Annotated in this window: 24 protein-coding genes; 14 read left to right on the plus strand and 10 right to left on the minus strand. The window is 60.9% G+C overall.

Going from position 1 to position 26,259, the window contains the following annotated elements; genetic code table 11:
- Window positions 1-42: 42 nt before the first annotated feature.
- Window positions 43-867 carry a 4,5-DOPA dioxygenase extradiol gene (gene ygiD / locus JF616_17935; protein ID MBW8889640.1) on the minus strand — a complete coding sequence of 275 codons (825 nt, stop codon included), beginning with the start codon at window positions 865-867 and terminating at the stop codon, window positions 43-45.
- A gap of 216 nt (window positions 868-1,083) precedes the next feature.
- On the opposite strand from ygiD, the gene JF616_17940 reads away from it, so the two are divergent.
- Window positions 1,084-2,715, plus strand: coding sequence for a hypothetical protein (locus tag JF616_17940; protein ID MBW8889641.1), 1,632 nt, complete (start codon window positions 1,084-1,086; stop codon window positions 2,713-2,715).
- Window positions 2,716-2,916: 201 nt separating this feature from the next.
- Window positions 2,917-4,542: an STAS domain-containing protein gene (locus JF616_17945; protein MBW8889642.1), complete on the plus strand. Its 1,626-nt coding sequence runs from the start codon at window positions 2,917-2,919 to the stop codon at window positions 4,540-4,542.
- 46 nt (window positions 4,543-4,588) lie between these two features.
- Here JF616_17945 and JF616_17950 read toward each other — a convergent pair whose 3' ends face one another.
- Together JF616_17950 and JF616_17955 are read right to left on the minus strand one after the other, a co-directional pair.
- Window positions 4,589-5,476, minus strand: coding sequence for a DUF1080 domain-containing protein (locus tag JF616_17950; GenBank protein MBW8889643.1), 888 nt, complete (start codon window positions 5,474-5,476; stop codon window positions 4,589-4,591).
- A gap of 164 nt (window positions 5,477-5,640) precedes the next feature.
- Complete coding sequence (locus JF616_17955) at window positions 5,641-6,915, minus strand: sugar efflux transporter (GenBank protein MBW8889644.1); 1,275 nt, start codon at window positions 6,913-6,915, stop codon at window positions 5,641-5,643.
- Between the two features lie 95 nt (window positions 6,916-7,010).
- Here JF616_17955 and JF616_17960 point away from each other — a divergent pair, with 95 nt between their 5' ends.
- Window positions 7,011-8,213 (plus strand): YihY/virulence factor BrkB family protein, encoded by a 1,203-nt coding sequence (locus tag JF616_17960; protein MBW8889645.1) that lies wholly within the window; start codon window positions 7,011-7,013, stop codon window positions 8,211-8,213.
- A gap of 1 nt (window position 8,214) precedes the next feature.
- Here JF616_17960 and JF616_17965 read toward each other — a convergent pair whose 3' ends face one another.
- The gene (locus JF616_17965; protein ID MBW8889646.1) at window positions 8,215-9,096 is read right to left on the minus strand and encodes a hypothetical protein; all 882 of its coding nucleotides are present in this window, start codon (window positions 9,094-9,096) and stop codon (window positions 8,215-8,217) included.
- Window positions 9,097-9,161: 65 nt separating this feature from the next.
- Between JF616_17965 and JF616_17970 the strand changes: the two genes are divergently transcribed.
- Window positions 9,162-9,731, plus strand: coding sequence for a hypothetical protein (locus JF616_17970; protein MBW8889647.1), 570 nt, complete (start codon window positions 9,162-9,164; stop codon window positions 9,729-9,731).
- A gap of 4 nt (window positions 9,732-9,735) precedes the next feature.
- Here the strand turns inward: JF616_17970 and JF616_17975 are convergent, their stop codons facing one another.
- Window positions 9,736-10,239, minus strand: a complete 504-nt coding sequence (locus JF616_17975; GenBank protein MBW8889648.1) for an acyl-CoA thioesterase — start codon at window positions 10,237-10,239, stop codon at window positions 9,736-9,738.
- A 141-nt stretch (window positions 10,240-10,380) separates the two neighbouring features.
- On the opposite strand from JF616_17975, the gene JF616_17980 reads away from it, so the two are divergent.
- From JF616_17980 to JF616_17995, 4 genes are all read left to right on the plus strand, one after another.
- A complete protein-coding gene (locus JF616_17980; GenBank protein ID MBW8889649.1) occupies window positions 10,381-10,788 on the plus strand; it encodes a hypothetical protein in 408 nt (135 codons plus the stop codon).
- Window positions 10,789-10,973: 185 nt separating this feature from the next.
- The gene (locus tag JF616_17985) at window positions 10,974-11,222 is read left to right on the plus strand and encodes an acyl carrier protein (protein MBW8889650.1); all 249 of its coding nucleotides are present in this window, start codon (window positions 10,974-10,976) and stop codon (window positions 11,220-11,222) included.
- An 8-nt stretch (window positions 11,223-11,230) separates the two neighbouring features.
- Window positions 11,231-12,631, plus strand: coding sequence for an MBOAT family protein (locus JF616_17990; GenBank protein MBW8889651.1), 1,401 nt, complete (start codon window positions 11,231-11,233; stop codon window positions 12,629-12,631).
- A 58-nt stretch (window positions 12,632-12,689) separates the two neighbouring features.
- Complete coding sequence (locus JF616_17995; protein ID MBW8889652.1) at window positions 12,690-14,291, plus strand: AMP-binding protein; 1,602 nt, start codon at window positions 12,690-12,692, stop codon at window positions 14,289-14,291.
- Between the two features lie 13 nt (window positions 14,292-14,304).
- Here JF616_17995 and JF616_18000 read toward each other — a convergent pair whose 3' ends face one another.
- The 4 genes from JF616_18000 to JF616_18015 all read right to left on the minus strand — a co-directional run bounded on the left by JF616_18000 (window position 14,305) and on the right by JF616_18015 (window position 19,287).
- Window positions 14,305-15,192 (minus strand): RNA polymerase sigma factor RpoD/SigA, encoded by an 888-nt coding sequence (locus JF616_18000; protein ID MBW8889653.1) that lies wholly within the window; start codon window positions 15,190-15,192, stop codon window positions 14,305-14,307.
- Window positions 15,193-15,386: 194 nt separating this feature from the next.
- Window positions 15,387-17,729 carry a right-handed parallel beta-helix repeat-containing protein gene (locus JF616_18005; GenBank protein MBW8889654.1) on the minus strand — a complete coding sequence of 781 codons (2,343 nt, stop codon included), beginning with the start codon at window positions 17,727-17,729 and terminating at the stop codon, window positions 15,387-15,389.
- Window positions 17,726-18,361, minus strand: coding sequence for a hypothetical protein (locus JF616_18010; GenBank protein ID MBW8889655.1), 636 nt, complete (start codon window positions 18,359-18,361; stop codon window positions 17,726-17,728). The genes JF616_18005 and JF616_18010 overlap by 4 nt, the downstream gene beginning before the upstream one ends.
- 98 nt (window positions 18,362-18,459) lie before the next feature.
- Window positions 18,460-19,287: an SGNH/GDSL hydrolase family protein gene (locus tag JF616_18015; GenBank protein MBW8889656.1), complete on the minus strand. Its 828-nt coding sequence runs from the start codon at window positions 19,285-19,287 to the stop codon at window positions 18,460-18,462.
- A 168-nt stretch (window positions 19,288-19,455) separates the two neighbouring features.
- On the opposite strand from JF616_18015, the gene JF616_18020 reads away from it, so the two are divergent.
- The 4 genes from JF616_18020 to JF616_18035 all read left to right on the plus strand — a co-directional run bounded on the left by JF616_18020 (window position 19,456) and on the right by JF616_18035 (window position 22,280).
- Window positions 19,456-19,821, plus strand: coding sequence for a hypothetical protein (locus tag JF616_18020; protein MBW8889657.1), 366 nt, complete (start codon window positions 19,456-19,458; stop codon window positions 19,819-19,821).
- Window positions 19,821-21,089 carry a sigma-70 family RNA polymerase sigma factor gene (locus JF616_18025; GenBank protein ID MBW8889658.1) on the plus strand — a complete coding sequence of 423 codons (1,269 nt, stop codon included), beginning with the start codon at window positions 19,821-19,823 and terminating at the stop codon, window positions 21,087-21,089. The genes JF616_18020 and JF616_18025 overlap by 1 nt, the downstream gene beginning before the upstream one ends.
- A gap of 83 nt (window positions 21,090-21,172) precedes the next feature.
- Entirely contained in the window at window positions 21,173-21,601 is a 429-nt protein-coding gene (locus JF616_18030; GenBank protein MBW8889659.1) for an Rrf2 family transcriptional regulator, read from the plus strand.
- Between the two features lie 70 nt (window positions 21,602-21,671).
- Complete coding sequence (locus JF616_18035) at window positions 21,672-22,280, plus strand: hypothetical protein (GenBank protein ID MBW8889660.1); 609 nt, start codon at window positions 21,672-21,674, stop codon at window positions 22,278-22,280.
- Here the strand turns inward: JF616_18035 and JF616_18040 are convergent.
- The gene (locus tag JF616_18040) at window positions 22,277-22,936 is read right to left on the minus strand and encodes a WHG domain-containing protein (protein MBW8889661.1); all 660 of its coding nucleotides are present in this window, start codon (window positions 22,934-22,936) and stop codon (window positions 22,277-22,279) included. The two genes, JF616_18035 and JF616_18040, sit on opposite strands and share 4 nt — an antisense overlap.
- 135 nt (window positions 22,937-23,071) lie before the next feature.
- On the opposite strand from JF616_18040, the gene JF616_18045 reads away from it, so the two are divergent.
- Both JF616_18045 and JF616_18050 read left to right on the plus strand, forming a co-directional pair.
- On the plus strand, window positions 23,072-23,947 hold the full coding sequence (locus JF616_18045) for an oxidoreductase (protein ID MBW8889662.1): 876 nt from the start codon (window positions 23,072-23,074) through the stop codon (window positions 23,945-23,947).
- 50 nt (window positions 23,948-23,997) lie between these two features.
- Entirely contained in the window at window positions 23,998-25,005 is a 1,008-nt protein-coding gene (locus tag JF616_18050; protein MBW8889663.1) for an alpha/beta hydrolase, read from the plus strand.
- Window positions 25,006-26,259 lie beyond the last annotated feature (1,254 nt).

A 26,259-nucleotide genomic window follows, 5' to 3' on the forward strand; every position in this document is an offset into this window, starting at 1 on the left:
CCCGGCAACCGCCCGGGCTTCCGGCCCGTATGCCTACTGCGGCTAGCCGATGCGGAGCGAGGTCATGGAGACCGAACCGCCCATCACCTTATCGCTGAAGATCGCCGCGTCGTCGCCCTTCCCTTGCAGCGCCAAGGCGTATAGGAGCGGATAATAATGATCCGGGGTCGGCACCGATAGGCGCACGGCTTCCCCCAACGATGCGTAATCGATCAAGGCAGCGTGATCGCGCGCCAGGATCAACTGGTTGAATTTGGCTTGCGCCTCCAAGGCCCAATCGAAGCCATAGGCTTCGCCCAGGCGATCGAAAGCGAGGCGGCGCAAGTTATGCACCATGTCCCCGCTGGCCAGGATCAAGACGCCGTTCTCCCGCAAGGCCGCGAGTTCGCGGCCCAGATCGTAGTGCCAAGGCGGGGGACGATGATAATTGATGCTCAGTTGCACGACGGGAACGTCGGCCTGCGGGTACATACGCTTGATGACGCTCCAGGCGCCGTGATCCAAGCCCCAGTCCTGATCGGCCTGGACCTCCGCGCCTTTTACCAGCGAACTGGTTTGCCCGGCCAAAACGGGATCGCCGGGCGCGGGATAATCCACGGCGAATAGCTCCTCCGGGAAGCCGCCGAAATCGTGGATGGTGGGCGGCTTTTCCATGGCGGTTACGAAGCTCCCGCGGGTGAGCCAATGCGCCGAAATGCAGAGGATGGCGCGCGGCCTGGGCAGGGAAGCGGCGGTCCTCTCCCACTCCAAGGTGAATTCGTTGTCCTCCAATGCGTTCATGGGCGAGCCGTGCCCCATGAACAGCACCGGCATCTTTTCCCCGGGGCCGAGCTTCGCGCTAGCTTGTTTCAGATGGGAGAGGTCCATGGCATTAAATATACGTTACAACAATCATCCTTTCTACGAATAATTTATTCAAGATCCCAAACTCCGCAAATCCTGCCAGGAATAAGCCTTCGCTCCCTAGGGGGAGCCTCCTCGCCATGCCGATAATGGTGAGTAGGAACGGGAGAAGGGTACACTTGGTTTAGTGACTCACCAGCTTGAATGATCAGCCTTAAGCAAGAATCGGTTAGGCGATGGATGCGGCGTTATGCCGCGGGAATCCGCTTATCCTGGGCAACCCTCCTGTCGGCTTACCTTTTATCGGGGTGTCTTTTCGAGGTCCGCGATCCGGATGCGAACGGCGTCGGCTACGCGAGCTTGGAACTGCGCCTTAAGCCCAGCGCCAACGCCCTGCTCAAGCGGGCGACGAATACGGATACCCTTTTCCGTTTGGATAGCTTGGTCATCCGGCTCAGCACCTCGGGCGAGTCGACTTTGGTCAATAGGTACCCCATCAGCGGACGCGCCGATACGGGCAATATCGTCATCCCCGCGAAGACCTTCGCGCTCGCGCCCCTGCGCACCTGGAAGGCCGTCATCTATACCATCGATACCACGGCCAGCCCCGCCCGCGTCGATACCGTGCATCGCGACTCGGTGACTTTCATCGTGAAACCGGGGGATACCACCTTCATCTCCAAGACGGTGAATCCGGTCTACGCCATCCTGCGCGCCAGGCTTGTTTCCAATAGCCCGGCCAGCCTGACCAATCCCGTGAAATACGTCCGCATCCGGGTGGACGGGGTCACCCGCGATTCCATGCCGGTGGGGCCCGCCTTGCGTTCGGTCGATATTCCCAGTACCACCACGGGGATCCTGGTCGGGGATTCGGGCACCATCCTGCGCACCACCAACGGGGGTTTGAATTGGACCGCTGCGACGAGCGGGACGACGGCCAACCTGTATGGCGTGAACATGCCGGGGACCAATGCCGGATTCGCGGTCGGGGCGGGTGGCGTGGTGGTGAAGACCACCACGGGGACTTCCTGGTCGACGGTGACGAGCGGTACATCCGCGAACCTGTATGCCACTTATTGGACCAGTACCACCAACGGATGGGCGCTGGGGGCGGGCGGGGTGATCCTAAAAACCAATGGCACTACCTTTACTCCCCAAACCAGCGGCACCACCCAGGATCTGAATGCCGCTTACTTCAGTAGCGCGAACAACGGCAATGCGGCCGGTAACAATGGCGTTATCCTGCGCACCACCAACGGGGGCACGAATTGGACCGCGCAAACCAGCGGAACCACCCAGAAGCTGAACGCGATGCACTTCCCGGCCGCCGCGACCGGTTTCGTGGTCGGGAACGGCGGCGTCATCCTCAAGACGACCAATAGCGGAACCAACTGGACGGCGCTGACCAGCGGGACCACGGCGGATTTGACGGGGATATACATGACCAGTACGACAACCGGAACCGCGGTCGGCAAGGGCGGCGTGATCCTGACCACCGCGGACGGGACCAGTTGGACTTTGCGCAGCAGCGGCACGGCTTCGGATTTCTACTGTGTGGGCTGGACCAGCAACAACAGTTCCGCGGTGGCTATCGGAGCCTATAGCGCCGTCAGCTTTACGACCACCAATACGTCCTTCGCCTTCCAGCCCTTCGGCACCAAGTCCTTCGACGTGCTCCTGGCCTACAAATACTTTACGCCCAACACCTCCCATACCTTGCTGATGGATGCCATCGATACCTTGGCCGGGGCCTTGCGCGGTTACGAGGCCACCAAAACCGTTCTCTTGTCCCCCGGCAAGGACACCACCATCACCCCCAATTCGAGTTTGTCCAAGTGCGGCTATAGCGGCCTTCCCGCTTGTACTCCCTAATCATTACCGCTTGCCCGCCATACTGACAGGCCGCGCCATCTTGGACGGCCTCCGCCAAAATGGCAAAACTCGTTTGGAGCCAGGCGATAGGCGATTTTCTTAAACTATGCGGAAGATCCTGATAACCCGAGGTCCCCGATGACCCCGCCCGACACCGGCCGGCCGACATCCGAAATCCCGAAGCCGAATCTGCCCCGCTCCATTCTGCGCCCGAAAATCCTCACGGCCTTCCGCGGTTACGACCGGCACGCGCTTTGGAACGACGTGTTGGCGGGCCTTATCGTGGGCATCGTCGCCTTGCCGCTGGCCATCGCGTTCGCCATCGCTTCCGGGGTCTCGCCCGAGAAAGGGCTGATCACGGCGGTGGTGGCCGGCTTTCTCATCTCGGCCTTATCGGGAAGCCGGGTGCAGATAGGCGGCCCTACGGGCGCATTCGTGGTCATCGTATTCGGCATCGTCCAAAAGTACGGATTGGACGGGCTGATGATCTCCACCATGATGGCGGGGGCGTTCCTGATCGCCATGGGCTTCGCCGGCCTCGGATCCCTCATCCGCTTCATCCCCTACCCCCTCACGGTGGGATTCACCAGCGGCATCGCCGCCCTCATCGCCAGTTCCCAGGTGCGGGATTTCTTCGGCCTGCAGATGGAGAAGGTACCCGCCGATTTCTTCCCCAAATGGTCCGCCTATTTCCACGCCGCATCGACCTTCAATCCCTGGGCGTTGGGCATGTCTCTGGCGAGCGTGGCCGTCATAGTCCTCTGGCCGCGGGTAACGTCCAAGTTACCCGGGTCGCTGATAGCGCTTCTGTTGGCGACCGCGGCAACGCAGCTTTTCCATTTGCCGGTGGAAACCATCGCCTCGCGGTTCGGCTCCATCCCCTCCTCCCTCCCCATGCCCGCCTTGCCGCACTTGGATTGGGGCGCCGTGCAGGGACTGGTCCGGCCGGCCATGACCATCGCCCTGCTGGCGGGCATCGAGAGCTTGCTTTGCGCGACGGTCGCCGACGGGATGATCGGTGGCCGGCATCGGCCCAACATGGAGTTGATCGCCCAAGGGGTGGCCAACCTGGCTTCGCCCTTGTTCGGCGGCATTCCCGCCACGGGAGCCATCGCCCGTACCGCCACCAACGTCAAGAACGGCGGGCGCACCCCCATCGCCGGGATCGTGCACGCCCTGGTGCTCTTGCTCATCATGCTGGCTTGCGGCCGTTGGGCAGGCCTCATTCCCCTCCCCGCGCTGGCGGCCATCCTGGCGGTGGTAGCCTATAACATGAGCGAATGGCGTACCTTCATGGAGCTGCTCCGCAGCCCCCGATCGGATATCGCCATCCTCCTCACCACCTTCGTGCTTACGGTCGTGGTCGATCTCACCGTGGCCCTGGAGGCGGGCATGCTGGTCTCGCTGCTGGCCTTCTTGCGCCAGATGTCCGAGTCGGTGCGTATCGAAGCCCGCGCGTCTTCTCCCGGCGGGGCGGAGGATTGGAGCGCCGTACCGCTGCCCAAGGGAGTGGAGGTTTTCGACGTCCATGGACCCTTGTTCTTCGGGGCGGCCCAGCGCTTCGAGGAATCCATCAAGGAAACCGGGCGCAAACCCACGGCCATCATCGTGCGCCTCAGGGATGCGGGCCATATCGACGCCACCGGCCTGCATGCCATCCGGCAATTGGCCGCCCATTGCCGCCATCATCGCATGCGCTTGCTGCTCGCCGGATTGCAACCGCAACCGCGCCAGGCCCTGGAAGACGCGGGCATGTTGGCTTCCATCGGGGCGGATAACCTGGTCTCCTCCGTGGCCGAGGCGGCCCGCTTGCTCTCGGAAGTCTAGCCCGTCCTGGCGTTAGGCGAACGCGGCTCAGATGCCCGGATAGGAACTAAGGGCCCGGATTCGTCTGCGGTTGCTCGAGGACCAGTTTCTTGATCCATACGTTGCGGAACCTCACGTCGCGCCCTTCGCTTTGCAGCTTCAGGCCGTAGACGGCTGGATCGTTATGCTCTTCGCCGCTATGGTTCGCGAGCCCCGCCGCCGCGCCCGTCAATTTCCGGTTATCGTGCACCAAGACGCCATTCCACCATACCGACATGAAGGGAGGTTCGGTCATGACGGAATCCTTGAAGCGCGCCCCGCGGAAGGTGATGTCGTAAGCCTGCCAGACGCCGTTGGCCCGATTGAGGTTGGCGACGGGGGCGTAGTCGTCTACGATGGCGCCCATATCGTGGAGGCCCGGAACCTTGGCGGCGGAAACGTCCCAGGATTGGATTTGCACTTCGTAACGGCTCGCCGCATAGACCCCGCTGTTGATATAGCCCGGTTCGCCGGGACCGGAAGGATCCGACGCATTGGGATTGGGCGCCGCGATGTCGTACGGGGTATCGTACCCGCCCATGCCGATCCATTCCACGTGGATGCGGCAATCCTGGTATAGGCCGACTTTCGCCTGGATGTCGTCGTAGCCCCAGACCGTATTGCAACAGCTCTGCAGGGCCACGCGATTGGTGTCGTCCGGGTATTGCGGATCGCGGACGAGGCGGAACATGATATCGGAGGGCGTGAAGCGGGGCCAATCCTGCCAATTGGCTTGCAGTTCGGCCGCGGCGGCGGCCCGGCCGTGGGAGCCGTCGAAAAGCAGAACGGCCCCGTCGACGGGCGGCGCTCCCACGTCCCGGGCCGGATCCGGAACATGCCCTTTCAGATCGGCGATCCGATCGGCGCAAGAAACCATGAGGATCGCAACATGCGGGATGATCAGGAGCGGGATCAATCGGAGCGGAATCCAAAGCACGCTAGGCGCAAACCGAAACCGCATCATGCCCCCGCATATCCCTGCAGGCTACCGATTCGGCGCCTGCGGATGCTTATAAAGTAGCCCGCTTCGCGCGCCCGCGGGAGAACTTTCCGCGCGTCGGGGGATCTTCCCGCGTCGGTCTAGCCGCTTGCGGTTCCGGGAGCGGCGCTGTGGGCGAATCCGCGGCGCAGATGCATGATGCCCCAGGCGAATGCGCAAAAGGCCGCGCAGACCCCATACACGCTCCGGTAACCGAACGCGGACCCCAAGGCCCCGAAGAGCAGGTATCCGGCGGTGGATCCGATGCGGGCCGCGGCGGAGTAAACGTTGGTGGCCGCGCCGGCTTGTCCCGGCATGAAGTCCTGGAAAAAGGTGATCGCCAATCCGCCGTTGACGGCGACCATGGCCGCGCTGAGCACTTGCAGGCAAAGGACTTGCCAAGGCGCTTGCGCCAGCCCCAGGCCCGCGTAATAAACGACGGCCAGCAGGGCCGCCCAACGGATAAGCCGCGCCGTGGGAATGCGCGTCGCCAGCACGCCGGCATAATACATGAATGGCAGTTCGAAGATCGGGGCCAGGCTGTAAGCCGCGCCCACATTGGCTTCGGTGCCATGCAACACGTTCAGGATGAGCAAGGTCAGATTCATCATGCCCATGGTGGAACAGGACAGGATAAGGACGAAGGCCATGAAATGTGCCAGGAAGCCGGGCAGGCGGAATGCCTTGGACAGGGGCAAGGCGGCCGCGGCGGCTTTCGACTTCTCCGAAGGCGGCAATCGTTCGACGCCGAAGGCGACGACCAAGGTGAAGACGACGAACAGTCCGGCGGCGGCGAGGTAGGTCCCGCCGAAGGACCATCGCGCCAAGAGGCGCGCGCCGATGGCCGGCCCGATCGTCCAGGCCAAGGCATAGCAGAGACGGAAAATGTTGATGAAGAAGGGCATCTCCCCGGGGGGAACGCCCCGCCGCGAAAGCAGGTCCCGGGCCAGGGCGAAGGTCTGCGAAAAGGCGACCGACGAGATCCCCAGGACCAGGCAGCTGATCGGGAGCAGGACCCAGGGATCCCGGATCAAGCCGTAGGCGACGTACCCCAAGGCCCCGGTCGTACCCCCCAGCAGCAAGACCGTCTTCCGGGAAAAACGCGTATCCGACCAGCCGGACAGCCGGACGGAAATGCCGATGCCGGCCAGGGCGTTGGCGGTCATGAACAAGCCGAAGGCCATGGGACTTAGGCCCAGGGCCCGGGTTCCGTACAGGGACGCGAAGGGAAGCACCAGGGAATAGGCCATTCCCAAGACCACGTTGGCGGCGATTAGGATCCCGAATTCGGGATGCCTGGCGAGCAAGCTGAGTTTATTCATTTTCGTTTTATCGATGGCGGCGGAATCGGGAACGGATGCGTGGCTGAAAGACATGATATTCTATCCGGCCTGATTCGTCAAAATCGGGGATACCGGATTTTTCCCCCCTGGGCTGCAAACGTATCTTATGGAAAAGGCCTGGAGTGCTCATGCATTTCAACCCGAAAACCGCCTTCACCCTGACGAAGGATAGCGCCAAGGCTTGGGGCGAGGACAAGGCCTCGCGCCTGGCCGCGGCTCTTTCCTATTACACCATCTTTTCCATCGCCCCATTGCTGGTCCTGGCGATCGCGGTGGCCGGTTTGGTGTTCGGACGGGATGCGGCCAGCAACCAGCTATTCGGGGAAATCCGGGGACTGGTCGGCGACCAAGGCGCGCAGGCCATCCAGACCATGGTGCAAAGCGTGAACCAAAAGGGCGGAAGCATCCTGGCCACCATCGTCGGGATCGTCACCTTATTGATAGGCGCATCGGGGGCCTTCGGGCAATTGCAGGATGCCCTCAACACCATCTGGCAGGTGCAGCCGAAGCCCGGCCTGGGGATCAAGGGTTTCCTGCGGACCCGCTTCCTCTCCTTCTCGATGGTGCTGGTGATCGGCTTCTTGTTGCTGGTGACCCTGGTGATCAGCGCGGTCCTCTCGGCCCTCGGCCATTACCTGGAAGGCATCCTGCCGATTCCTCCCGCCCTCATGCAACTGCTTAACTTCGCCATCTCCTTCGGGGTCACCGCCCTGCTTTTCACGCTCATCTACAAGGTGCTTCCGGACGTCACCGTACGTTGGCGGGACGTGTGGATCGGCGGATTCGTGACCGCTTTCCTTTTCTCCATCGGCCGCTATCTCATCGGCCTGTACCTGGGGCGCGGCAGCGTGAGCTCCGCCTACGGGGCCGCGGGCTCCCTGGTCCTCATCCTGATCTGGATTTACTACTCGGCGCAAATCCTCTTCTTCGGCGCGGAATTCACCAAGGTTTTCGCCAACCGATACGGTTCCCACATCCAACCCTCGCCCTACGCGGAACCCATCTCCGAACAGTCCCGCCGCGTGCAAGGCTTACCCAAACCCGCGAGCGTCAATCCTGTCAAGGCCAATCCGGCAACCGTCATGCGTATGACCCCCGATCCTGCCGCGGAAAATCCCGCGCTCCGCCGGGCCCAACCGCAGTTGTTGGTTCTGCTGGGAGGCGCGATCGGATTCTTCGCCTTCCGACAACTGAGCCGTCCCGGCGCGCGCGCCGCCTTGGCCGAATCGCTACGTCCCGGAGAAAAGCGGGTGCGCATATCCGATCTGGTATCCATCGCCTCCAGCGCGGCCTGGGTAATCAATCGGTGGCGCAGGCGAGGGACTCTCTAGGTTAGATGAGCGCCAGGCCCAAGGCTCCCAGCATCAGGGCCGCGCCCTCCAACCTCCGCGCCATGACGCGCCGGCCCGAATCCGCCTCGTGGTCCCCGAACTTTTTCCCTGCCAGCCAGACGAAGATCACGCTGGCCACGCAACGCGTGTTGAAAACCAGGTTGACCAAAGCGGCCTGCCTGGATTCGCCGATGATCAAGGCCAATCCCAAGGTGATGAAAGCCATCGTCCCCGCGCCCAATGCGGTCCAGCCCGATTGGACCGCGGAAAAGCGGGAACGGCCGCGCGCGGGGACAAAAAGCAAAGGCAGGGAAAAGAGCGCTTGGGCGGTGAAGGCGTAAGCGGAAAAAGCGCGCGCCCCCCAAACCGCCGACCAGGCCTGCATGGCCACATCGAATGCGGCGAAGGCGATGGCGGCTAGGCCGGCCCACAAGGAGGTGGCCAAGATACGTTTGGGGCGGGCATCGGCCGGTCCAGGCTCGTTCAGGAAATGGATGGCCGCCACGCTCAGCGCCGCCGCCACCCAGAACTTCAGACCCAGGGACTGGCCTAAGGCGAGCCAAGCCAATAAGGCGACCACCAGAACCTTGGCTCCTTGCATCGGGATGGCGATGGAAAGATCGCCCTGGAACGATTTAAAGGCGGCGATTTGCCCTACGCAGAAAACGGCTCCCGCCCCCAATGGCTGCCACCAGGCCGCTCCCGGCGGCGGGCCGCGCAGGGGAAACAGCAATGGCAGGAAGACCGTGGCCACCGCGAAATCGCAAACGAGCACCAGCCCGAAGACATCCCGCCCTTTCTGCGTGGCGCGCTTGAGGGACAGGGCTCCGATGGGAAAAGCAAGCGCGGCCAATAAAGGCACTGCGATGGGGAGTAAGGCCATTTCCCTAAATAGGAAGGAATGGACCGGGCCCGCAAGGGAATGGAGGAACCTATAGTTTATAGGATATGCTACCGGCCGAAACCTCGCGACAGTACCGGGCCTTTCTCGAATACCGCTTGCTCATGGCCCTGGACCGGCGCGCCATCGCGTATTGGGCGGACGTTACCCGCGTTTTGACCGAAGCCTTATGCGGATTGGGGCGGCATCTAGGCTTCGCTGTTTCCGTCGAGAAGCGTTACGAAGGCGATGCGGGCGATGCGCTCAACCTGCGTAGCGACGTGCATTGGCAGGGGGCGGATTCCCATCTTTGGGAAATCGATCGGACGGTGAAGAACGCCTCGGCGGCAAAACTATCGGCGGCCGGGCCGGGCGAAAAATATTGGGTGCTGTGGGCGCGGGACAACGACCTCCTGTCGCTGGCACGGTACGATCTGGAGGGCATCAACGTCATCATACTGGGCCATGACGTCCGGAAGCTGGTATGGGATCGATTGGTATCGGAAAGGTACCAGAGGATCGGCTTACAGGCTTCCCTGGGCCGCGAAGGCCGCTACGAAGCCGCGAGGGCCCTGGATGCGGCGATGGAACGGAATCGGGATCCCGAAGTTCCGCCCTTCGATCGCGATCGTAGTTAAGAGTCTATGAGTCCCTAAGGATTTTGATCGCCAGGGCGCGTTCACGAGCCGAGAACTCCGCCGGAAACCCTTCTTCGGAAAGGTGAACGCTCTCCAGGAATGCCAAGATATCCGCGGGATGCTTGGCAGGACGCCCGGTGTCCAGCCGTACGAAAACGTAATCGGTCCAAAGCAGGGTTTTCAGGCGCGTGTCGGCCGCATTATGCATCCGGCTTTCCACCATGGCGCCCTGATCGGTATATCGCCGCAGGCTCGTCTTGATCAAGACCTCTTCCCCGCAATTGGCCGGGGCGAGATAGGCGATCTGGTGCCGGGCGACCACCCAACTGCATCCGGTTTCCCTTCCCTTGGCGAAGAGATCGAATCCGTAGGCGAGCTTGAGGTGATCCTCGCGGGCGTTGATGAAGTACTCGAGATACTTGGCGTTGTTGAGATGCCCGAAGGGGTCGCAATCCTGGAAGCGGATGGCGACCCGGCTCGCGGGCTGCTTTTCGATGGGCTCCGGCATAAGGTCCCAAAAGGTAGTCACCTCGAACCTCCATCCTTGGCGTCGCCGTCGATTGCCAATCCGGCAAGGATTATCCCATCCCTTCGCGCGCTTCCGGACCGGGGCATTGTAGTTTAACCCGGAACCTTTCCAGGAGAATCCATGCGCGTCCCCTTCCGTATCCGATCCGCTTTCCCGGCCGGTGCCGCCTTGCTGTTGGCGGCGGGCCTGAGCGCCGCTATCGCCGGCCCCAAATCCCCCTCCCCTACCGATTCGGCCGCCATCGTTCCCGCCGGTATGCATGCCCATATGGATTGCATGGCGGACTCGGCCGAAATGGGCAAGCTTCGGCAGACCGTACAGGACGCATTAAAGTCGGGGGACAAGGCCAAAATGAAAGGCGCCTTGGAGAAGGTGGACGCCCATTTCGCCAAAATGCAGGACATGATGGAGCAGTGCAAGGCGGAGATTAAAAAGGCCGGCGGCGCCTCGATGGATCACGAGGGCGGAATGATGTGCGGAAAGGATCATGAAGGCGGAGGGGCTTCCAAAAGCGCAAATCACAAATAGGGAAGATTATCGGGCTCCCACGCGAACCTCCGCTTGTTTTGCCCCTGGCTTCGGGGTAAATTTCCCTGCCTGAGGGTGACGCACCCCTGGTGCGTGGTTAAGTTTTTCCGGCGCCCGCACCTTAAATTCCAGTTCCGCGGTCCAAGCCCGGGGAGGTCCCCCGGGGATTCGCGTAGGAGCATGTTATGACCCGAACCGAACTGTTGCCCGCCGTGGCCCGAATCGCTTCTTCCGTGATCGGCGAAGAGGATCTGGACATCAAGCCGGAAACCGCTTTTGCTTCGGTGGAAGGCTGGGATTCCCTGAATCATCTCCACATCGTGGTCGGATTGGAAAAGGCTTTCGGGATCCGCTTCGCCGATTCAACGCGTCTGCAAAGCGCCACTACGGTCGGGGATCTGCTCGACCTGATCGCGTCCACCCGCGGAAACTGATCGCCCGCGTGGACTTCCTCTCCGTTCCCTTCCTTGGGCTGCAGGCCATCCTGCTCACGCTCTACTGGTTCACGCCGGATCGGCAATGGCAAAACCGCGTCTTATTGGGCGGTACCCTGTTTTTCCTCTTTTCCCTGGGCCGCGCCACGGCCTGCCTTCTCATCGCGTCGACCGCGCTGGAATGGATGATCGCCCTGCGCTTGGAGAAGGCGGCTTCGCCCCGGGGCCGCCAAGCCTGGTTATGGGCCAGCGTATTCCTGAACATCGGCGCGCTCGCCGCCTGCAAATTCGGGCGCTTCCTCCCGATCGACTTCGGCCTCTGGCGCATGCCTACCGAGTGGCTCAAGATGCTAGTACCAATCGGGCTTTCCTTTTGGACTCTGCAGAAGATGTCCCTGACCCTGGACGTCTATTTCCGCCGGCGCGCCGCCGAGAGGGATCTGACCGCATGCCTGCTCTTCGCCGGGTTCTTCCCCACCGTGCTTTCCGGGCCCATCGAAGCATCCCGCAATTTCCTCCCGCAGTTGGAGAAGAAGCGGATCTGGGACGTCCGCCGCTTTTCGGAGGCCATCTGGCTGATCGCCCAAGGGGCTTTCTTGAAAGCCGTCATCGCCGACAACCTGGCCCCGGTGTCGGAAAACCTGCTCGGGCCGGGCGCGCACGGGATATCCGTAGTGCTGGGCGGCTACGCCTACGCCCTGCAATTGTTCGGGGACTTCGCGGGATATTCCTACATGGCGCGGGGGATCGCGCGCGCCTACGGCATCGATATCACCCAGAATTTCGTCGCGCCCTTCCTCACGCGTAACCTTTCCGATTTCTGGAAACACTGGCACGCGTCCCTCACCGCCTTCCTCAATGAAAACGTCTTCGCCCCGGTTTCCTTGCGCCTGCGAGGCCAGGGCACCGCGGGAATCGTGATCGCCATCTGGGCCACCTTCCTGGCGAGCGGGGTCTGGCACGGAACCGGTTGGCTCTACGTCGCCTACGGGGGCATCCACGCGCTCGGCATCTCCTTCCTCGCGACGACGCGGAACTGGCGCAAGAAAATGGTCTCGCGATTCGGGAAAGAAGGCTGGTACGCGACGGCATGCATCATGCTTACCTTCCATTACGTAGTCATGAGCTTCCTGGTGTTCCGATCCCCGGATCTGCATACCGCATTGGCCCAATTGGGAGCCGTATTCCGCGGGGGCTGGAGCCTATCCGGCCTGGAAATCGATTGGGCCACCTTGCTGCTTTCCGGCCTCGCCGTTTTCTGGCTGCAAAGCCGCGTACAGGCCGCCCGTGACGTCTTCTGGATCTTCGCGCGCCCGGTCTGGTTCCGCGTCGCCTTCTATCTGCTCCTGGGCTTCCTGCTGACGCGGTACTTCGCGCCGCCCGACCGCTTCATCTACTTCCAATTCTGACGCTATGACGATAACGACGCCGAGCCGGCCAACGGGGCTTGGGAATCGGGAGGGACGGATGGCACCTAATCTGGCGCGGCACTTTTACTCGGCGGCGGCGCGAGCACCCCGGTACCCGGCCGTCCTCCATGAAGGCGGCAGCCTGGACTACGCGGGCTTGCGCGATCTCGCAGAAAGCCTGCGGGGCGGGCTCGCCGATGATCAGCGGCCCTTCGCCGCCGTGCTCTCGCCGAGAACGCCCTTCGCTTACGCCGCGGTGCAAGCGATCCTGGCGGAAGGCAAAGCCTATGTCCCCTTGAATCCGAAATTCCCCGCCGAACGCAATGCCTATATCCTGGAAAAGGCGGAGATCAGCACCCTCCTGGTCGGGTGGGAATGCCTCGAAAACGTGGCCGCCCTCGCGCCCCTGCTCCGCAGGCCGTTGCGGGTTTTGCTCCTGGATACCCCGGCCGCTCCGGCCCAACCCGCCGTGGCCGGGCTCGATGGCCTGGAAATCCTACGCGTACCGATGCGCGCCGATCGCGAACCCGCCCCGCTGAAGGCCGCGGAATCGGGCGGAGGCTACGTGCTTTTCACCTCGGGCAGCACGGGAAAACCAAAAGGGGTCCGCGTCACCGGCGCCAACGTGGAATCGTACTTGCGTTCCTTCCAAGCCGCCTACCCCCTCTTTCCCGGGGACCGGGTTTCGCAATTGTTCGATCTCACCTTTGATTTGGCGGCCCATGATCAGTTCTCGACCTGGGCGGCGGGGGCGACCTTGGTTGCATTTCCGGAGAAGGCGCTGCTGGCCCCGATCCCTTTCGCCCGTAACCACGGTGTTACGGTATGGTTCTCGGTGCCGGCCCTGCCCGCTTTCCTGGAAAGCGCCCGGCAGGCCGCCGACGGGGCGCTGCCGGAAGTGCGCTTGAGCCTGTTCGCGGGCGAGAAGCTAACCCTCAACACCTGCGCGCTTTGGCGGCGCATCGCGCCCAATTCCCGCATCGCGAATCTATACGGCCCGACGGAAGCCACCATCGCCATCACCCATTTCGAGTTGCTTCCGGGATTCCCTCCCGAAAGGGCCCTGCACGGCGGCGTCCCCATCGGGAAAACCTTTCCGGGGCAGGAAGCCGAGGTGCTTCGCGAAGACGGAAGCCTATGCGGATCCGGGGAGATCGGTAGCCTGTGGCTGGCGGGCGATCAAGTGGCCGAAGGCTACGTGGGCGACGAGGCCAAGACCGCGGAGCGTTTCCAGGCCCGCGGCGGGAAGATCTGGTATCGCACGGGGGACCTTGTCGCGCGGGATGACGAGGGTTATCTGCATTACCTGGGCCGCGAGGATTTCCAGGTCAAGGTGATGGGCTACCGCATCGAGTTGGGGGAAATCGAACATGCCCTCCTGGCCGCATCCGGGGCGGCCATCGCCCTCGCCGATGTCGCGCCTTTGCGCAACGGTTTGGAGGAAATCTACGGGGTGCTCCCGGCGGCATGCGCCCCCCGTCGGAAGGCCATCCTGGCGGGCCTGAAGGAGCGGTTACCAGCTTATATGGTCCCGCGCCGCGTCTTCTTCCGCGACGATATCCCCGTGAATTCCAACGGCAAGATGGATCGGCAGGCCCTTAAGGCCGTTCTCCTGGCCGAAGCCGCGGCTGCCGCCGATACGATACCGGCGCCAGCTTAACCGGGTCCGGCGCTCAAAGGAATTCCCGCAACCGGCGAGCGCGTATGGGATGGCGCAATCGCTCAAGCGCCTTGTCCTTGATCTGGCGCACCCTTTCGCGCGACAGGTTGAAGCGGGCGCCGATTTCTTCCAGGGTCTGTTCCGAGCCTTTGCCGATGCCGAAGAAAAGCTTAAGGATGGCTTCTTCGCGTTGGTCGAGGGTTCCCAGTACGCTACGGATTTCGCGGTTCGCCGACTCTTCTTCCAACCCGCGTTCGGCGCTATAAGCCCCGTAATCGGCCAACCACGGCTCGGATTTGCCGGCGTCGCCGTGCGGGGATTCGAGGGACAAGGGTTGGACCCCTAAGGAATGGTATTCGGCCAAATCGGATTCGTCCACGGAGAGGCGTTCCGCGACTTCGGCCAAGTGCACGGCCCTTCCCAACTCCTGCTCAAGGCGCGCCGCGGTCCGCGTCATGCGTTGGAAGGCCCCGAAACGGCTTAAGGGAATCGGGATGGTGCGCGATTTCTCCGCCAAGGATTGCAGAATCGCCTGGCGGACCCACCAGACCGCATAGGAGATGAACTTGCAATTCTGGCGCTCGTCGAACCGCTCCGCCGCCCGGATCAATCCCAGATTGCCTTCGTTGATGAGGTCCGTCATCGGCAATCCATAATGGCGATAATTGCGGCAGACCGAAACCACGAACTTGAGATTGGCGGTGACCAGATCGGTCAAGGCTTGCGGTTCGCCGGCGCGGATGCGCCGCGCCAAGGCAGCCTCTTCCGCCAGGTTCAAGGTCCGCGTTTTACCGATTTCCCTGAGATAGAGCGTCAATCCGGTTTCCTGCCCTAGGAAACGGAGACGGGGCTCGGTCCCTGATCGCCTGGGCTTGATCGCCTCTGCGCTGGGTTTTTCCATAAGCCATCCGATTGTTTGGGTTTATCGGGTCACCCTGATCCGAGACTTTAAAATGGACATCGGCATCGGAATGATCAAGAGGAATCGCGATGCGGCGCGGAAGGGGAAATGCGATGCAGCGCGGGCTTGACAAGCATTAATCCCCGACAGTTCCCGGAATTCAAGCGACGTGAGTTACGTAACGGTCGGTATTTTTAATCCAGCAGGATCAGGCGCGACTCGGTTCGGCCTTGCCAGCGCACCCAAACGAGATACATCCCCGGAACAATGCCTTGCGTAACCAAGCGCAAGTCGGCTCCGGTTTTGCTTTCGCCCAACGCGACCACGGCGCCGTGGAGATCGGTGATTCTCGCCAGGTAATCGCCCGCATGCGAGATGACCAGAACGCCGCCCGCGTACCGCAAAGCGAACCTTCCCTCCGTCCGGCCGCCGGACCCTTGCCTACGCGGATCCCGGACCGCATCCGTCGAGGCGGCGAGCTTCCCGAAAGAATCCATCGGGAAATTCTTGAATCCGATCGCCAGGCATGGGGAGCCGGCCTTGACCGAATAGTCCCCCTTGGGCTCGTAGCCGGTCCATTGCTTGTTCACGTCGCTGAATTGGGCGTCCGCGAAGACCGAATGCACGTCCAGGCCAGCCGTGGTCCATTGCGGGAAGGTGTAATTCCCGTCGCTGCTGGTGATATGGCCGTTGGCGGCGATGCAGTTCGAATCGATGATCTTCACGCTACCCCGTACGCTCTGGGGCGTATTGGCGCCGGTCGCATAGAAGCCGATGTTGTACGGCGTCGTGGAAGTGAAAATATTATGGGTCATCACGTCCTGGGATCCCGTCCAGATACCGTGCATCTGCACAACAGCCTGCCCCACCAGGATGTTGTTGGTGTAGATGTTGTAACGATGCCATTGCATCTTGAGGCCGCCGCCGAAGAGCAGGTTGTTGTATTGCAGGTAATTGGATGATTGATCGTCCAGGTCGATGCCGTAATTGCCCGCCTTGGTCTCGAAGCGGTTGTCATGGATGACGGTTTGCTTCCAGGCGTCCAGGGTGGTGGCGGAAGTGTCGTCCTGGAAGGTGAGGTTGCGATCGCGCCCCCAGGAATTGAAGGGGCCGTGATCGGAGGTCTCCAGCACCGAATTGTAAATCCAGTTATGCGCGATCTCATGTCCGCCGAAGCATCCGGTATTGATGTTGATGCCCGCGCGCGGGCAATCGTGGATGGTATTGTGGCGAACGGAATCCTCTTCGGTGATGCCTAGATTCACGGCGGCGCATTGCTTCTCGAACCTGCCGAAGCGGGCCATCAGGTTGTTATCGATGGTGATCTTGGCCCCATAGTCCTGGGTAAGCGGGCCCGGGGTGCGGTCGGTACAGGCCGCGGTGGAACCTTTGATGTTCGGGCAGCGGACCGCGCTGACAAGGCCGATGACGTTTACGCAAGAGGCGCCTCCGTCCAGGAAGGAATTCCCGGATACGACGTTGTTCCGGTTGTATCCATTCATGAAAATGCCGTTCCCGCCGATCTGATCAAAGGTGCACCCCTGCATGCGGATCCGTTCCGTGTTCAGCATATATACGGCCCCGGCCCGGACGATATGCCAATCGCTGTGCAGAAGCACTTCGTACGTCCCGCTGAATAAAGTCCGGTAGGTGTGGGTGAAGATCAAATTCTTGAACGTGATATCCGTAACCCTGTTCTGCCCATCTCCCACCAGGCGGATCAATTCATCCTGGGAGGCCATTTCCAGGCGGGCCTTCGCCAAATCGGTTCCCGCCGGAGGGTAGAAGTAGAGCTGGCCCGTGGCCTTGCGGTAGAACCATTCCCCGGGCGCGTCCAGCTCCTCGAAGATATTCTCCACCATGCGATAGGTCGCGTGCATGGTGTTGGCCTGGTTATTGTCGTTCACGTATTGCAGCGCCGGCGTACCATCGGCATTCTTGCCGGTGATGACGTAATCCAGGCCGCCCCATAGATTGACATGCAGGGCGCGCACGTACCCTGGCCCCTCCTCCGGTTTGGCCCACCGGGCCGCCCGCGTCGCGCCGATGGCATCGGCGGCATATCCCTGAAGTTGCTTGGTGGAATCGAAGTTCGGGTATCGGCACATGATTTGGCGTTTGCCGTCCAGGAAAAGCTGATCCACCTTGAGGCCCGCGCCGATGTTCACCACCATGATGGAACCGGTACCGGCTTTCCAGGTCAAGGTGTCGGGCAATTTGATCCCCCCGCTGATGACGGGTTTATCGTTCCCGAAAGCGGCGTAGGTAATGGCCGCGGAGGCGTTGCCCGAATTGGCGGGACCGAGCAGCAGCGGCGCGGAAAGGTAATAGGTGCCGGCGTGGAGGTAGATGGTGACCGGGCCCGCGGCCTTCGCCAGGTCGGCCTTATCCCGCGCGGCCGCCAGGGTCGCCAAGGGAGCGTCGGATGTCCCGGCCGCGGCATCATTGCCCGTGGGGGAAACATGGATTTCCGCGGCCTGGGTCCAGGCGGAGGCGAAAATCAAGATACCGAAGGAGCGCCGGAACCGTTTAATCATCGGAACCTCTCTTTCCCGTCTTCCAGTTCTTCGCGCGGGAGATTCCCTTGCATAAGTTGCGCATCGCTAAGCGCGTCCATGCGGGCATAGAACATGCGTCCTTCCTGCTCGATCCCGGGAAATCCGGATGCCTTCAACCGGAAAAGGGCGTCTTCGGCTTTGCCGTACCGTCCCTTGCTTTCTTCGTACCGGAATAATTTCCGCAACAAGTCCGGGGGCAATTGCCAATCCGACAGCTTCGTCGCCAAACCGGCCAGATCGGTTTCGGCCCAATCCGGGAAATCCTCCGGGTCGGCCGCGGCCGCTTCCGCCATTAGCCCGAAGGCAAGCGAATATTTCACCCTCGCGATCGGATTTCCGTCGGCTTGTCCGGCCTCGGATCGCTCGGCAAGTCCCGCGTCGATCAAGAGCACCTTCGCGAGATTGAGGCCCTTGACCGCATCGAAAACCCCGTCCTTACTCAACCGGGCGATGAGGTCGCGATCGGAAAAAGTAAGCATCAAGCCGGCATCATGGGAAAGCGTATCGCGATAGAAGATCTCTATCTCTTTGCGGGCTTCCTTGATCTCCCCGCGCTGGATGCGGGACATGATCTTCCCCACGAAGTTCGCGAACTCCTCGATCAGGCGCATGATGTAATCCTGCCCCTGCCCGCCTCCGGCCGTGGGAATAAAGGATTGCCTATCCATCCGCTACCCCCCTCGGCTCCCGAACGCTCTTCCGGCGCCGATCATGGCCCTATGCCCCGGCCGCGAAGGTCGCGCGCTCCGGGCGCCCCGGGCCCGAAGAAAAGCATTTCCCCATACGTTCCCGGATCCCGAAACCAAAATGCGCCGTTCCCGCCCGCGGATGCGCCTGCGCGCCCCGCGGCATCCCCACGGGCCAGGAAAGTAACGGATCCGATCAAATCGGCGGCCACCACGCGCTCATAAAGCAGCCTATGACCATGATTATTGGTATGGATCCCGTCCCCGGAATTGAAGGCCTGGATATAGTTTCCCTGGGAATCCCCCAGGCTGTCGTAGAAATTCAGGGCCCGGGGCGCGTATCGGGTCATGATGCGATCGCGCAGGGCGAGGATCTTGTTACGCCCCGTGGCATCGAGCGCGCGCGGGAGCGGCGTGGTGATCCACAGCGGAATGCCCGCGCTCTCCGCCATGGCATGCAAGGTATCGTAATTTGACTCATACTCCGAGGCGGGATAACCGTTGGCGATGTCGTTGGTACCCATGCACAGCAGTAGAACGCGGGGATGAAGGGCAAGGGCCTTGGTGATGTTATGCGCCGGGTCAGGCTGCGAGCGGCCGGAAGGGGAGACGTATCCGGTAGGCATCAATTGAAAGGTGGTGTACCCGCTCACCGCCAGATTGGTCAAGGTCCAGGCGGGATTGCGGCTTTGCAGGTAATGGGCATAGCGCCCCGCGAAGGAGCTATCATAGGTACTGGCGCCGGTACCGGAGGCCGTGGAAGCTCCCAGGAGGACGATGGTCCGTTCCTGGGCGAAAGCGCCTGCGAGGCAGGCCAGGAGGAATCCGCTGACGAATGCCGCTCTTCCCATGTCGTATCCCCCAGGGTTAAATATACCTCGACTCCCAATCGTACATACGATTACTAACGATGCGGCTATCCTATCGATGTCCAAATCCGTCCTCGCCCGTTCGTCATTAGGTAGGCTTGCTAAGCCTGACCGGCAAAACCGGCTTAAATTTCCCAAAGAGGAGTTCTTATGAAAGAGTATATGTTCCTGTTTCGCGGCCCCCGCAACGATCACAATAAAGTCCTGGACACTCCTGAGAAGTGGCAGGTGCATATGCAGAAATGGGCTGCCTGGATGGGCGAGCTCGCCAAGCAGGGGAAACTCGTTTCCGCCCAACCGTTGGAAACCGATTCCGGCAGGTTGGTGAAACCCGGAAAGCAGCCCGCCACCGACGGGCCCTTTATCGAAGGCAAGGATCTGATCGTGGGCGGCTACCTTATTTGCAAGGCGGAAAGTTATGAGGAAGCCGTGGCCATTTCCCGGGGTTGCCCCTCCCTGCAGGACTTCGATTCCGCTTTTGTGGAGGTACGCGTCGTCCAGGAATTGAAGCCCTGATGGAACTCCCCGTGGCCGCCCGGCTTTTCCGCCAAGAAGCGGGAAAGATGGTGGCCATCCTGACCCGCATCCTGGGCACCCAGAACCTGGAAATCGCCGAGGATGCGGTGCAGGAAACCCTGCTGCAAGCCATGGAGACTTGGGCCAGGGACGGGATTCCCGACAATCCTCCCGCCTGGCTCTATCGCGTGGCCCGGAACAAGGCCATCGACGTACTTCGCCGGCAACGGCACTCGGTCGCCTTCGATTTCGGCGACGGCGATCGCATCCTCCTCCATTCCGAATACACGCTGACGACCACCCTGGATACCCTCTGGAGCGAAAGTTCGGTCGAGGACGATATGCTGGGAATGATGTTCGCGTGCTGCCATCCAGGCTTGGGAGAGGAAAGCACCATGGCCCTGATCCTCAAGACCCTGTGCGGGTTCAGTACCGCCGAGATCGCCCAAGCCTTCCTCGCCTCCGAGGACACCATCAGCAAGCGCTTGTACCGAGCCAAGGAGTTCTTCCGCAAAGAGAAGATCCGCCCGGCCCTTCCGCCCGACCACGAACTGAAGCACCGTCTGGGCGCGGTCCTCCACTCCGTCTACTTGCTTTTCAACGAAGGTTATCTCTCCGGCAGCCACGATCATCCCATCCGGAAGGATCTGCTTGCCGAAGCCATCGGGCTGGGGAAATTGCTGGCCGACAATCCCCATACCGGGGATCCGCGCGCTTGCGCCCTCATGGCCTTGATGTGCTTCCATTCTTCCCGCAGCGCGAGCCGCATGACGCCGCAAGGCGATTTGGTGCTCTTGCCCCTCCAGGACCGCGCGTTGTGGGATGCCCGCCTTATTTCCGAAGGCTGCGACTACCTGGATCGTTCCGCCACGGGCGAAACCATGACCGCCTATCACCTGGAGGCGGCCATCGCCTACGAGCATTGCCGGGCGCCTACTTTCGCCGACACCGATTGGGTCCGCATCCTCCACTATTACCAATGGCTCTGCCGCATCGCCCCATCCCCGATGGCCGAGCTCAACCGCGTAGCGGTCCTTCTGCAGGCCGAGGGCCCGGCCGAAGCCCTGAGGGAACTCCAGGGTCTTCCGGATCAAGACGGCTTGCGCGGCCTACCGCTCTACCATGCCTTGCTCGGGGAGATCCATCTAGGCCTCGGGAACCGGCAGCAGGCGAGGTCGGGATACGAGACCGCGGCAGGGATGACCCAAAGCGAAGCGGGGCGCAAGGTGCTGGGGGAGAAGGCGCGGGCGGCCGGTCGGGTTGCATAGGGAGCGATTCGTTTCGCTTCCCCGACCGGCTGTTTGCCCGACTCCGTATTGCCACTATACTGGATATAGCGTATATTCAGTAAGTGAGTTATTCTATTTCCGTTTCCAAGGCGATCCTCGTGGTTATTTTCATTTCCGACAAGATCCGCCAACGCATGTTCGATTTCATTTCGGCGCAAATGATCTCCAAGGTGCTGAACATCCCGAAGCCGACCTTGGTGAAAATCCTCCGGAACCTGACGCATGCGGGAATCATCGAAACCAAGGAGGGGAAAAATGGGGGCATAAGGATCGCGAAACCTATCGGCAAGATCACTATCCTCGACGTATTCAACGCCATGGAACAGGAAAAGCCGCTTTTCCAGACCACTTTCAATATCGCTGCGGAAGGCAAGCGCCCAAGCAACGCCCAGAAATCCGTTGCCAACTTATTGGAGGCCTCCGAGAAGCAGATGAAACTCGCCTTGGCGAAAAAAACCATCCAGGACATCCTCGAAGAACTGGACGGATAGGGTTTTTTTGGTTCTATCTATATCTATTTAAGATTTAGTATGTATTGTATATAAAGAAAGGAATATGCGCATGCACTTATTACTCAGGCACTTATTACTCAGGCACTTGGCTCTACTCGCCCTGGTCGCATCGTCCGCGGCCCGCCCATCCGCGCATGCGGCGGAGGCCGCGTCCCCGGCCTTCGCTGTGGAAATCGACCCGGCTACGCTGGCCTTCGCGGGTTACGGCATCCATATAAGGTTCGCCCCAAAGCGGTTGCCCGGCGTGACAACGGGAGTCGGCGCATACGCCATGGATTTCCCGGATTTCCTGGTGGCGATGAATCCGGAAAACGCGGATGAAGGATGGAAGGCGCGTTTGGACATGGGACTGGGCCTATTCTCGGAGTACCATTTCACGGCAATCAACCAGGGCTGGTTCGCGGGCACGCAGGCCGGCATCCAACGGTTCGCGATCGAAAAACGGTCCGTAGCCGGTACGGCGCGTTTCACCAATCTGCTCTTGATGGGTTATGGAGGTTACGCCTGGCGCGTTTTCGATTCCGGCTTCTACGTGAAGCCGTGGGCCGGCATCGGCTATACCTCAACGCTCTCAGGGAAAACCGTAATCGGAGGCGCACGCTATGATGTGCTTCCGATAACCGGTATCGCCACCCTGCATCTGGGTTACATGTTTTAACGCGGGCTTTGCGACTCCGGCCGGATGATGAATCCGGCCACCTGGGTCGCGAGTTCGATGGCCGAGGGCCAATCCAACGTAGGCTTGTTGATTTGCAGAGAGATAATCCCGTGAATACCGGTCCATAGAAGCAGCGCCAGGCGTTGAGGATCTTCCGATACTCCTTTCGAAACCCTTTTCCTCAGGATCTCGGAAATCAGTTCTACCGAACGGTCTTGCATGGGACGGCCGAAGGTGGCCGCCCTCGGGTCATTCAAGCGAAGGATCACGCGGCCTTCGTACATAACCTTGTAGTGGCCGGGGCGTTCGAGCCCGAATCGAACGAGCGCCAATGAGCCGGCCAATAGCCTTTCCCAAGCGCCGCCGCCGGCTTTCGCCGCCTCTTCCTCGGCGTGCATCCGGATCGCGATTTGCTCGGCAAAAAGCCTTTCGAGCACCGCTAGGCGCAGCTCATTGAGGTCGGAAAAATGGAGGTAGATCGAGGGGGCTGCGACCCTCGCTTCTTTAGCGACCGCCCTAAGCGAAAACAGTCCGTTGGACTCATTGTCCGCGAGAATTCTGATGGCGGCCTCGATGAGATCGCTGCGCAACTGATCGCCCTGTCCGCGGGCGTATTTCTGTCGCGGCTTTTGCTTTTGTTTCACGACCTTAGTCATTCATCTCCGCCCTATAGGATTTCGTTCCCCTTCGGACACGGTCCCCGAGCATCGGAAATATACTTGCCGCCATAGCCTAACATGTGTATACTTACGGTTGTTAGGCTATGTTGGCCGCCACGAAAGGGGAAACCGATGGGAACCGAAGCAAAGCCGGGGGGAACGTTCACCTTCAAGGGAACTTCGCTGACGGTGAATCGAATCGGATTCGGTGGCATGTCGCTCGCGGGCCCCATGGCATTCGGTCCGGCCAAAGACAAGAATGCCGTCTTGAGCGTCTTGAAAGAGGCGATCGGGCTCGGGGTAAACCATATCGATACCAGCGATTATTACGGCCCGCACATCGCGAACCGAACCATAAAAGAAGCGCTCTACCCCTACCCCGAAAACCTGGTCATCACCACGAAAGTGGGTGTCAAAAGAACGTCCGATAAGGGTTGGCCGAAAGCGCTTTCCGAAAGCGATCTGACCCGGGCCATCGAAGACAACCTCCGAAACCTGGATCGCGGTTTCATGGAGATCGTCAATCTGCGGGTGGGTGAAGCCATGGGCACGAACAAGGCTTCCATCGCCGAACCCCTAGGTGTCCTCGTGAAGCTCAAAAACAAAGGCCTTATCAAGAACATCGGGCTGAGCAACATCAGCCGCGAGCAATACGTGGAATCGAAGGGCATTACGGAAATCGTATGCGTGCAGAACCATTACAATATGGCCCTGAGAAACGAAGACGCCATGGTAGATGAACTCAACGCTGAGGGAATCGCGTTCGTTCCGTTTTTCCCGCTCGGCGGGTTCCGCCCTCTGCAATCGGAAATCTTGGATAAAGCGGCGGCCACGCTGGGTGCGACAGCCCAACAAGTAGCGCTCGCGTGGCTACTGCAACGCTCCCCGAACATCCTATTGATCCCGGGTACTTCATCGGTCGGGCACCTGAGGGAGAACGTCAAGGCGGGATCATTGAAACTTCCCGCAGAGGTAGTGGAAGAACTGAACCAAGTCGGAAAGCGATAACCGCGGCTGAAAAATCGCGGCATTCCGAAAACGAAACCAGGAGAAGACGCATGATGCCATTCGAAGCGAACGCCGATAAACCCGCCATCGTCCTGATCCATGGGGCCTGGGCGGATGGGTCGTGCTGGCAGGAGGTGATCCCCATCCTCCAGAAGTCGGGTTACCAGGTCGTTGCCGCGCAACTGCCCCTCGCGAATTTCGCCGAGGATATCGCTTTCGCGAAAAGGGTTATCGAGGGCCAAAAAGGCCCGGTGGTCGTGGTCGGCCATTCCTATGGCGGAGCCATCATGACCGAAGCGGCTGCGAAAAACCCCATGGTAAAAGCTCTGGTCTTCATCGCCGCTTTTTCCCCCGACGTCGGTGAATCCCTCCAATCCTTGCAAGCGGGATTCGCCCACATGCCCATCGGCGAGGCCATAGTTCCGGCGGCGGCAGGCTTCCTGTATCTCGATCCGGCGAAGTTCCATCCTGTTATGGCGCATGACCTTCCGGACAACCAAGCGGCGGTCCTGGCTGCCGTGCAAAGACCACTTTTCGGGGCGTCTTTCGTAACTCCCATTAATGTAGCGGCATGGAAAACCATCCCTAGCTGGTTCCTAATCTCGACCGAGGATCGCGCGATCGATCCCGATCAGCAGCGAGCGGTACGGAGCCAAACGGATGGGCGCGCAGGTCATGGAGATCAACGCCAGCCATCTTTCAATGCTTTCCAAACCCAAGGAGGTTTCCGAAATCATCGAGGCAGCGGCGGATTGGGGGGAAACCGAAAGCCCTCGGCCGTAAGACCAAGGGCCTTCTGGTGGCGTCTTGGCGACGGGCCGTCGTGGCGACGGGACCTAGTTCATCTTTTTGATTTCCGCAAGCTTGTATGTCAGGCTCCGGGCATCGCGGCCATCGGCGCTGGCGCCATAACCCCAGGGGACCGACCCTTCTTCGCCCACCGTGGTTTTGCGCACGAACCCGTCGAAGATCGGCCTGCTCTTGTAATCCTGCAGGCTGAGGGAACCGTCCGCCCTGCCCACCGCGTAATAAATGATGGGAGGCTCCGAAGGCGGTAGGTTGCCATCGGTAGGATAGGACTGGGCCGTGCTCGCCACCACGTTATCGCCGATGAGGTATAGCTCCAGCCTCATGCCATAGGTTCCCTCGACCCCGACGCTCACCGCCTGCATCGAGAACTCGTAAGTTTCCCGCATCACGTCCTCCCCTTCGCGGTAGGGAACGGCCGTCGCCCTCAGGAAAGGGACATTGACCGAAGCGGATGAGTCCGGAGATCGGACGGAAGGATTGAAGCTCCGATTGCCATCCAACTGGGCCCAGAGAAGATCCTCGGGGTTGAAGACGAGCAAGACGTTCCATTTTCCGGAAGGAACCTGCTTGACGATGGGGTGGTTATCGGAATCCATTCCCACCGTATCGGCGATGGTCGTGCCGCTATCCAGGTCGGCTTCCGTCAGTCGGAGCGGCTTGAGAAAGCGGAACCAGGTGATGGTGCTGTTCTTGCGGACCAAGGCGTCTTCCGCGGGGCCGTGCCGCAGGTCCTGGGCGGACTCGGTGACGTAATAGTCCACGTCGCTGCCGGGAAAGAAGTGCTGGCCGATGGGCCCATCATGGGTGAATATGGTATCGCCTCCCGGCAACGGGATGGTGGCGCGGATTTTGAAAAAGGGAGACCAATCCAGTACGGCCCAGTAGTAGTCGCCGGTATCTCGGAGCGTGAAGGGTTTGCTGGAGGCGAGACAGGAGACGCTGTTCGGGTCGCAGAAATCGATGTAGTGCGGGCTCCAGGCCGGATCACGCACCGCGGCCTCGTCCAGGGTGCTGATATCGCCGAGCTGCTGGGAAAAAAGCGTGAGTGAATTGCTCATGCCCGACATCGCGGTCCCATCGGTGGTGATATCCTTAGCGAGCCGGATATCGCCCACGGCGACCTGAAAGCTTTCCAGGCCCGTGCTTCCGCTGGTGCCCACCTTCCCCAAGCCCGATTCCCCGCCGCTGATGGCGGGAACCAGGTGGATGCGGCCGGTCCCTGACCCGGAGCCCGAGTCGCCCGATGTGCCCGGGTCGAAGCATCCCGTTGCGAGCAAAACGGTAAGGCATCCCACAAAGGTCAATCTTCTATCCGTGCGCATGAAACCTCGTAAGGGCGGGAATATGGATTCTATAGGATGGGTATCGGCAAGAGCCGGGCCAGGGCCAAGCATCTTTTTGGATCGGCGTTTGCGTAATTCGGAGATTCAGCGGATCTTCAATCGACTTCCGACAGCATCTTAATAATCGCAAGCCAAGGGATCCTGGCGACCTCGAAAACA

The organism is Fibrobacterota bacterium, assembly GCA_019509785.1.
Taxonomy (GTDB): domain Bacteria; phylum Fibrobacterota; class Fibrobacteria; order UBA11236; family UBA11236; genus Chersky-265.

Coding starts and splice junctions, on each gene's coding strand:
- ygiD (MBW8889640.1), bottom strand. CDS start 867: ATGGACCTCTCCCATCTGAAACAAGCTAGCGCGAAGCTCGGCCCCGGG.
- JF616_17940 (MBW8889641.1), top strand. CDS start 1,084: ATGCGGCGTTATGCCGCGGGAATCCGCTTATCCTGGGCAACCCTCCTG.
- JF616_17955 (MBW8889644.1), bottom strand. CDS start 6,915: ATGTCTTTCAGCCACGCATCCGTTCCCGATTCCGCCGCCATCGATAAA.
- JF616_17960 (MBW8889645.1), top strand. CDS start 7,011: ATGCATTTCAACCCGAAAACCGCCTTCACCCTGACGAAGGATAGCGCC.
- JF616_17965 (MBW8889646.1), bottom strand. CDS start 9,096: ATGGCCTTACTCCCCATCGCAGTGCCTTTATTGGCCGCGCTTGCTTTT.
- JF616_17970 (MBW8889647.1), top strand. CDS start 9,162: ATGCTACCGGCCGAAACCTCGCGACAGTACCGGGCCTTTCTCGAATAC.
- JF616_17975 (MBW8889648.1), bottom strand. CDS start 10,239: ATGCCGGAGCCCATCGAAAAGCAGCCCGCGAGCCGGGTCGCCATCCGC.
- JF616_17980 (MBW8889649.1), top strand. CDS start 10,381: ATGCGCGTCCCCTTCCGTATCCGATCCGCTTTCCCGGCCGGTGCCGCC.
- JF616_17985 (MBW8889650.1), top strand. CDS start 10,974: ATGACCCGAACCGAACTGTTGCCCGCCGTGGCCCGAATCGCTTCTTCC.
- JF616_17995 (MBW8889652.1), top strand. CDS start 12,690: ATGGCACCTAATCTGGCGCGGCACTTTTACTCGGCGGCGGCGCGAGCA.
- JF616_18000 (MBW8889653.1), bottom strand. CDS start 15,192: ATGGAAAAACCCAGCGCAGAGGCGATCAAGCCCAGGCGATCAGGGACC.
- JF616_18005 (MBW8889654.1), bottom strand. CDS start 17,729: ATGATTAAACGGTTCCGGCGCTCCTTCGGTATCTTGATTTTCGCCTCC.
- JF616_18010 (MBW8889655.1), bottom strand. CDS start 18,361: ATGCGCCTGATCGAGGAGTTCGCGAACTTCGTGGGGAAGATCATGTCC.
- JF616_18015 (MBW8889656.1), bottom strand. CDS start 19,287: ATGGGAAGAGCGGCATTCGTCAGCGGATTCCTCCTGGCCTGCCTCGCA.
- JF616_18020 (MBW8889657.1), top strand. CDS start 19,456: ATGAAAGAGTATATGTTCCTGTTTCGCGGCCCCCGCAACGATCACAAT.
- JF616_18025 (MBW8889658.1), top strand. CDS start 19,821: ATGGAACTCCCCGTGGCCGCCCGGCTTTTCCGCCAAGAAGCGGGAAAG.
- JF616_18035 (MBW8889660.1), top strand. CDS start 21,672: ATGCACTTATTACTCAGGCACTTATTACTCAGGCACTTGGCTCTACTC.
- JF616_18040 (MBW8889661.1), bottom strand. CDS start 22,936: ATGACTAAGGTCGTGAAACAAAAGCAAAAGCCGCGACAGAAATACGCC.
- JF616_18045 (MBW8889662.1), top strand. CDS start 23,072: ATGGGAACCGAAGCAAAGCCGGGGGGAACGTTCACCTTCAAGGGAACT.
- JF616_18050 (MBW8889663.1), top strand. CDS start 23,998: ATGATGCCATTCGAAGCGAACGCCGATAAACCCGCCATCGTCCTGATC.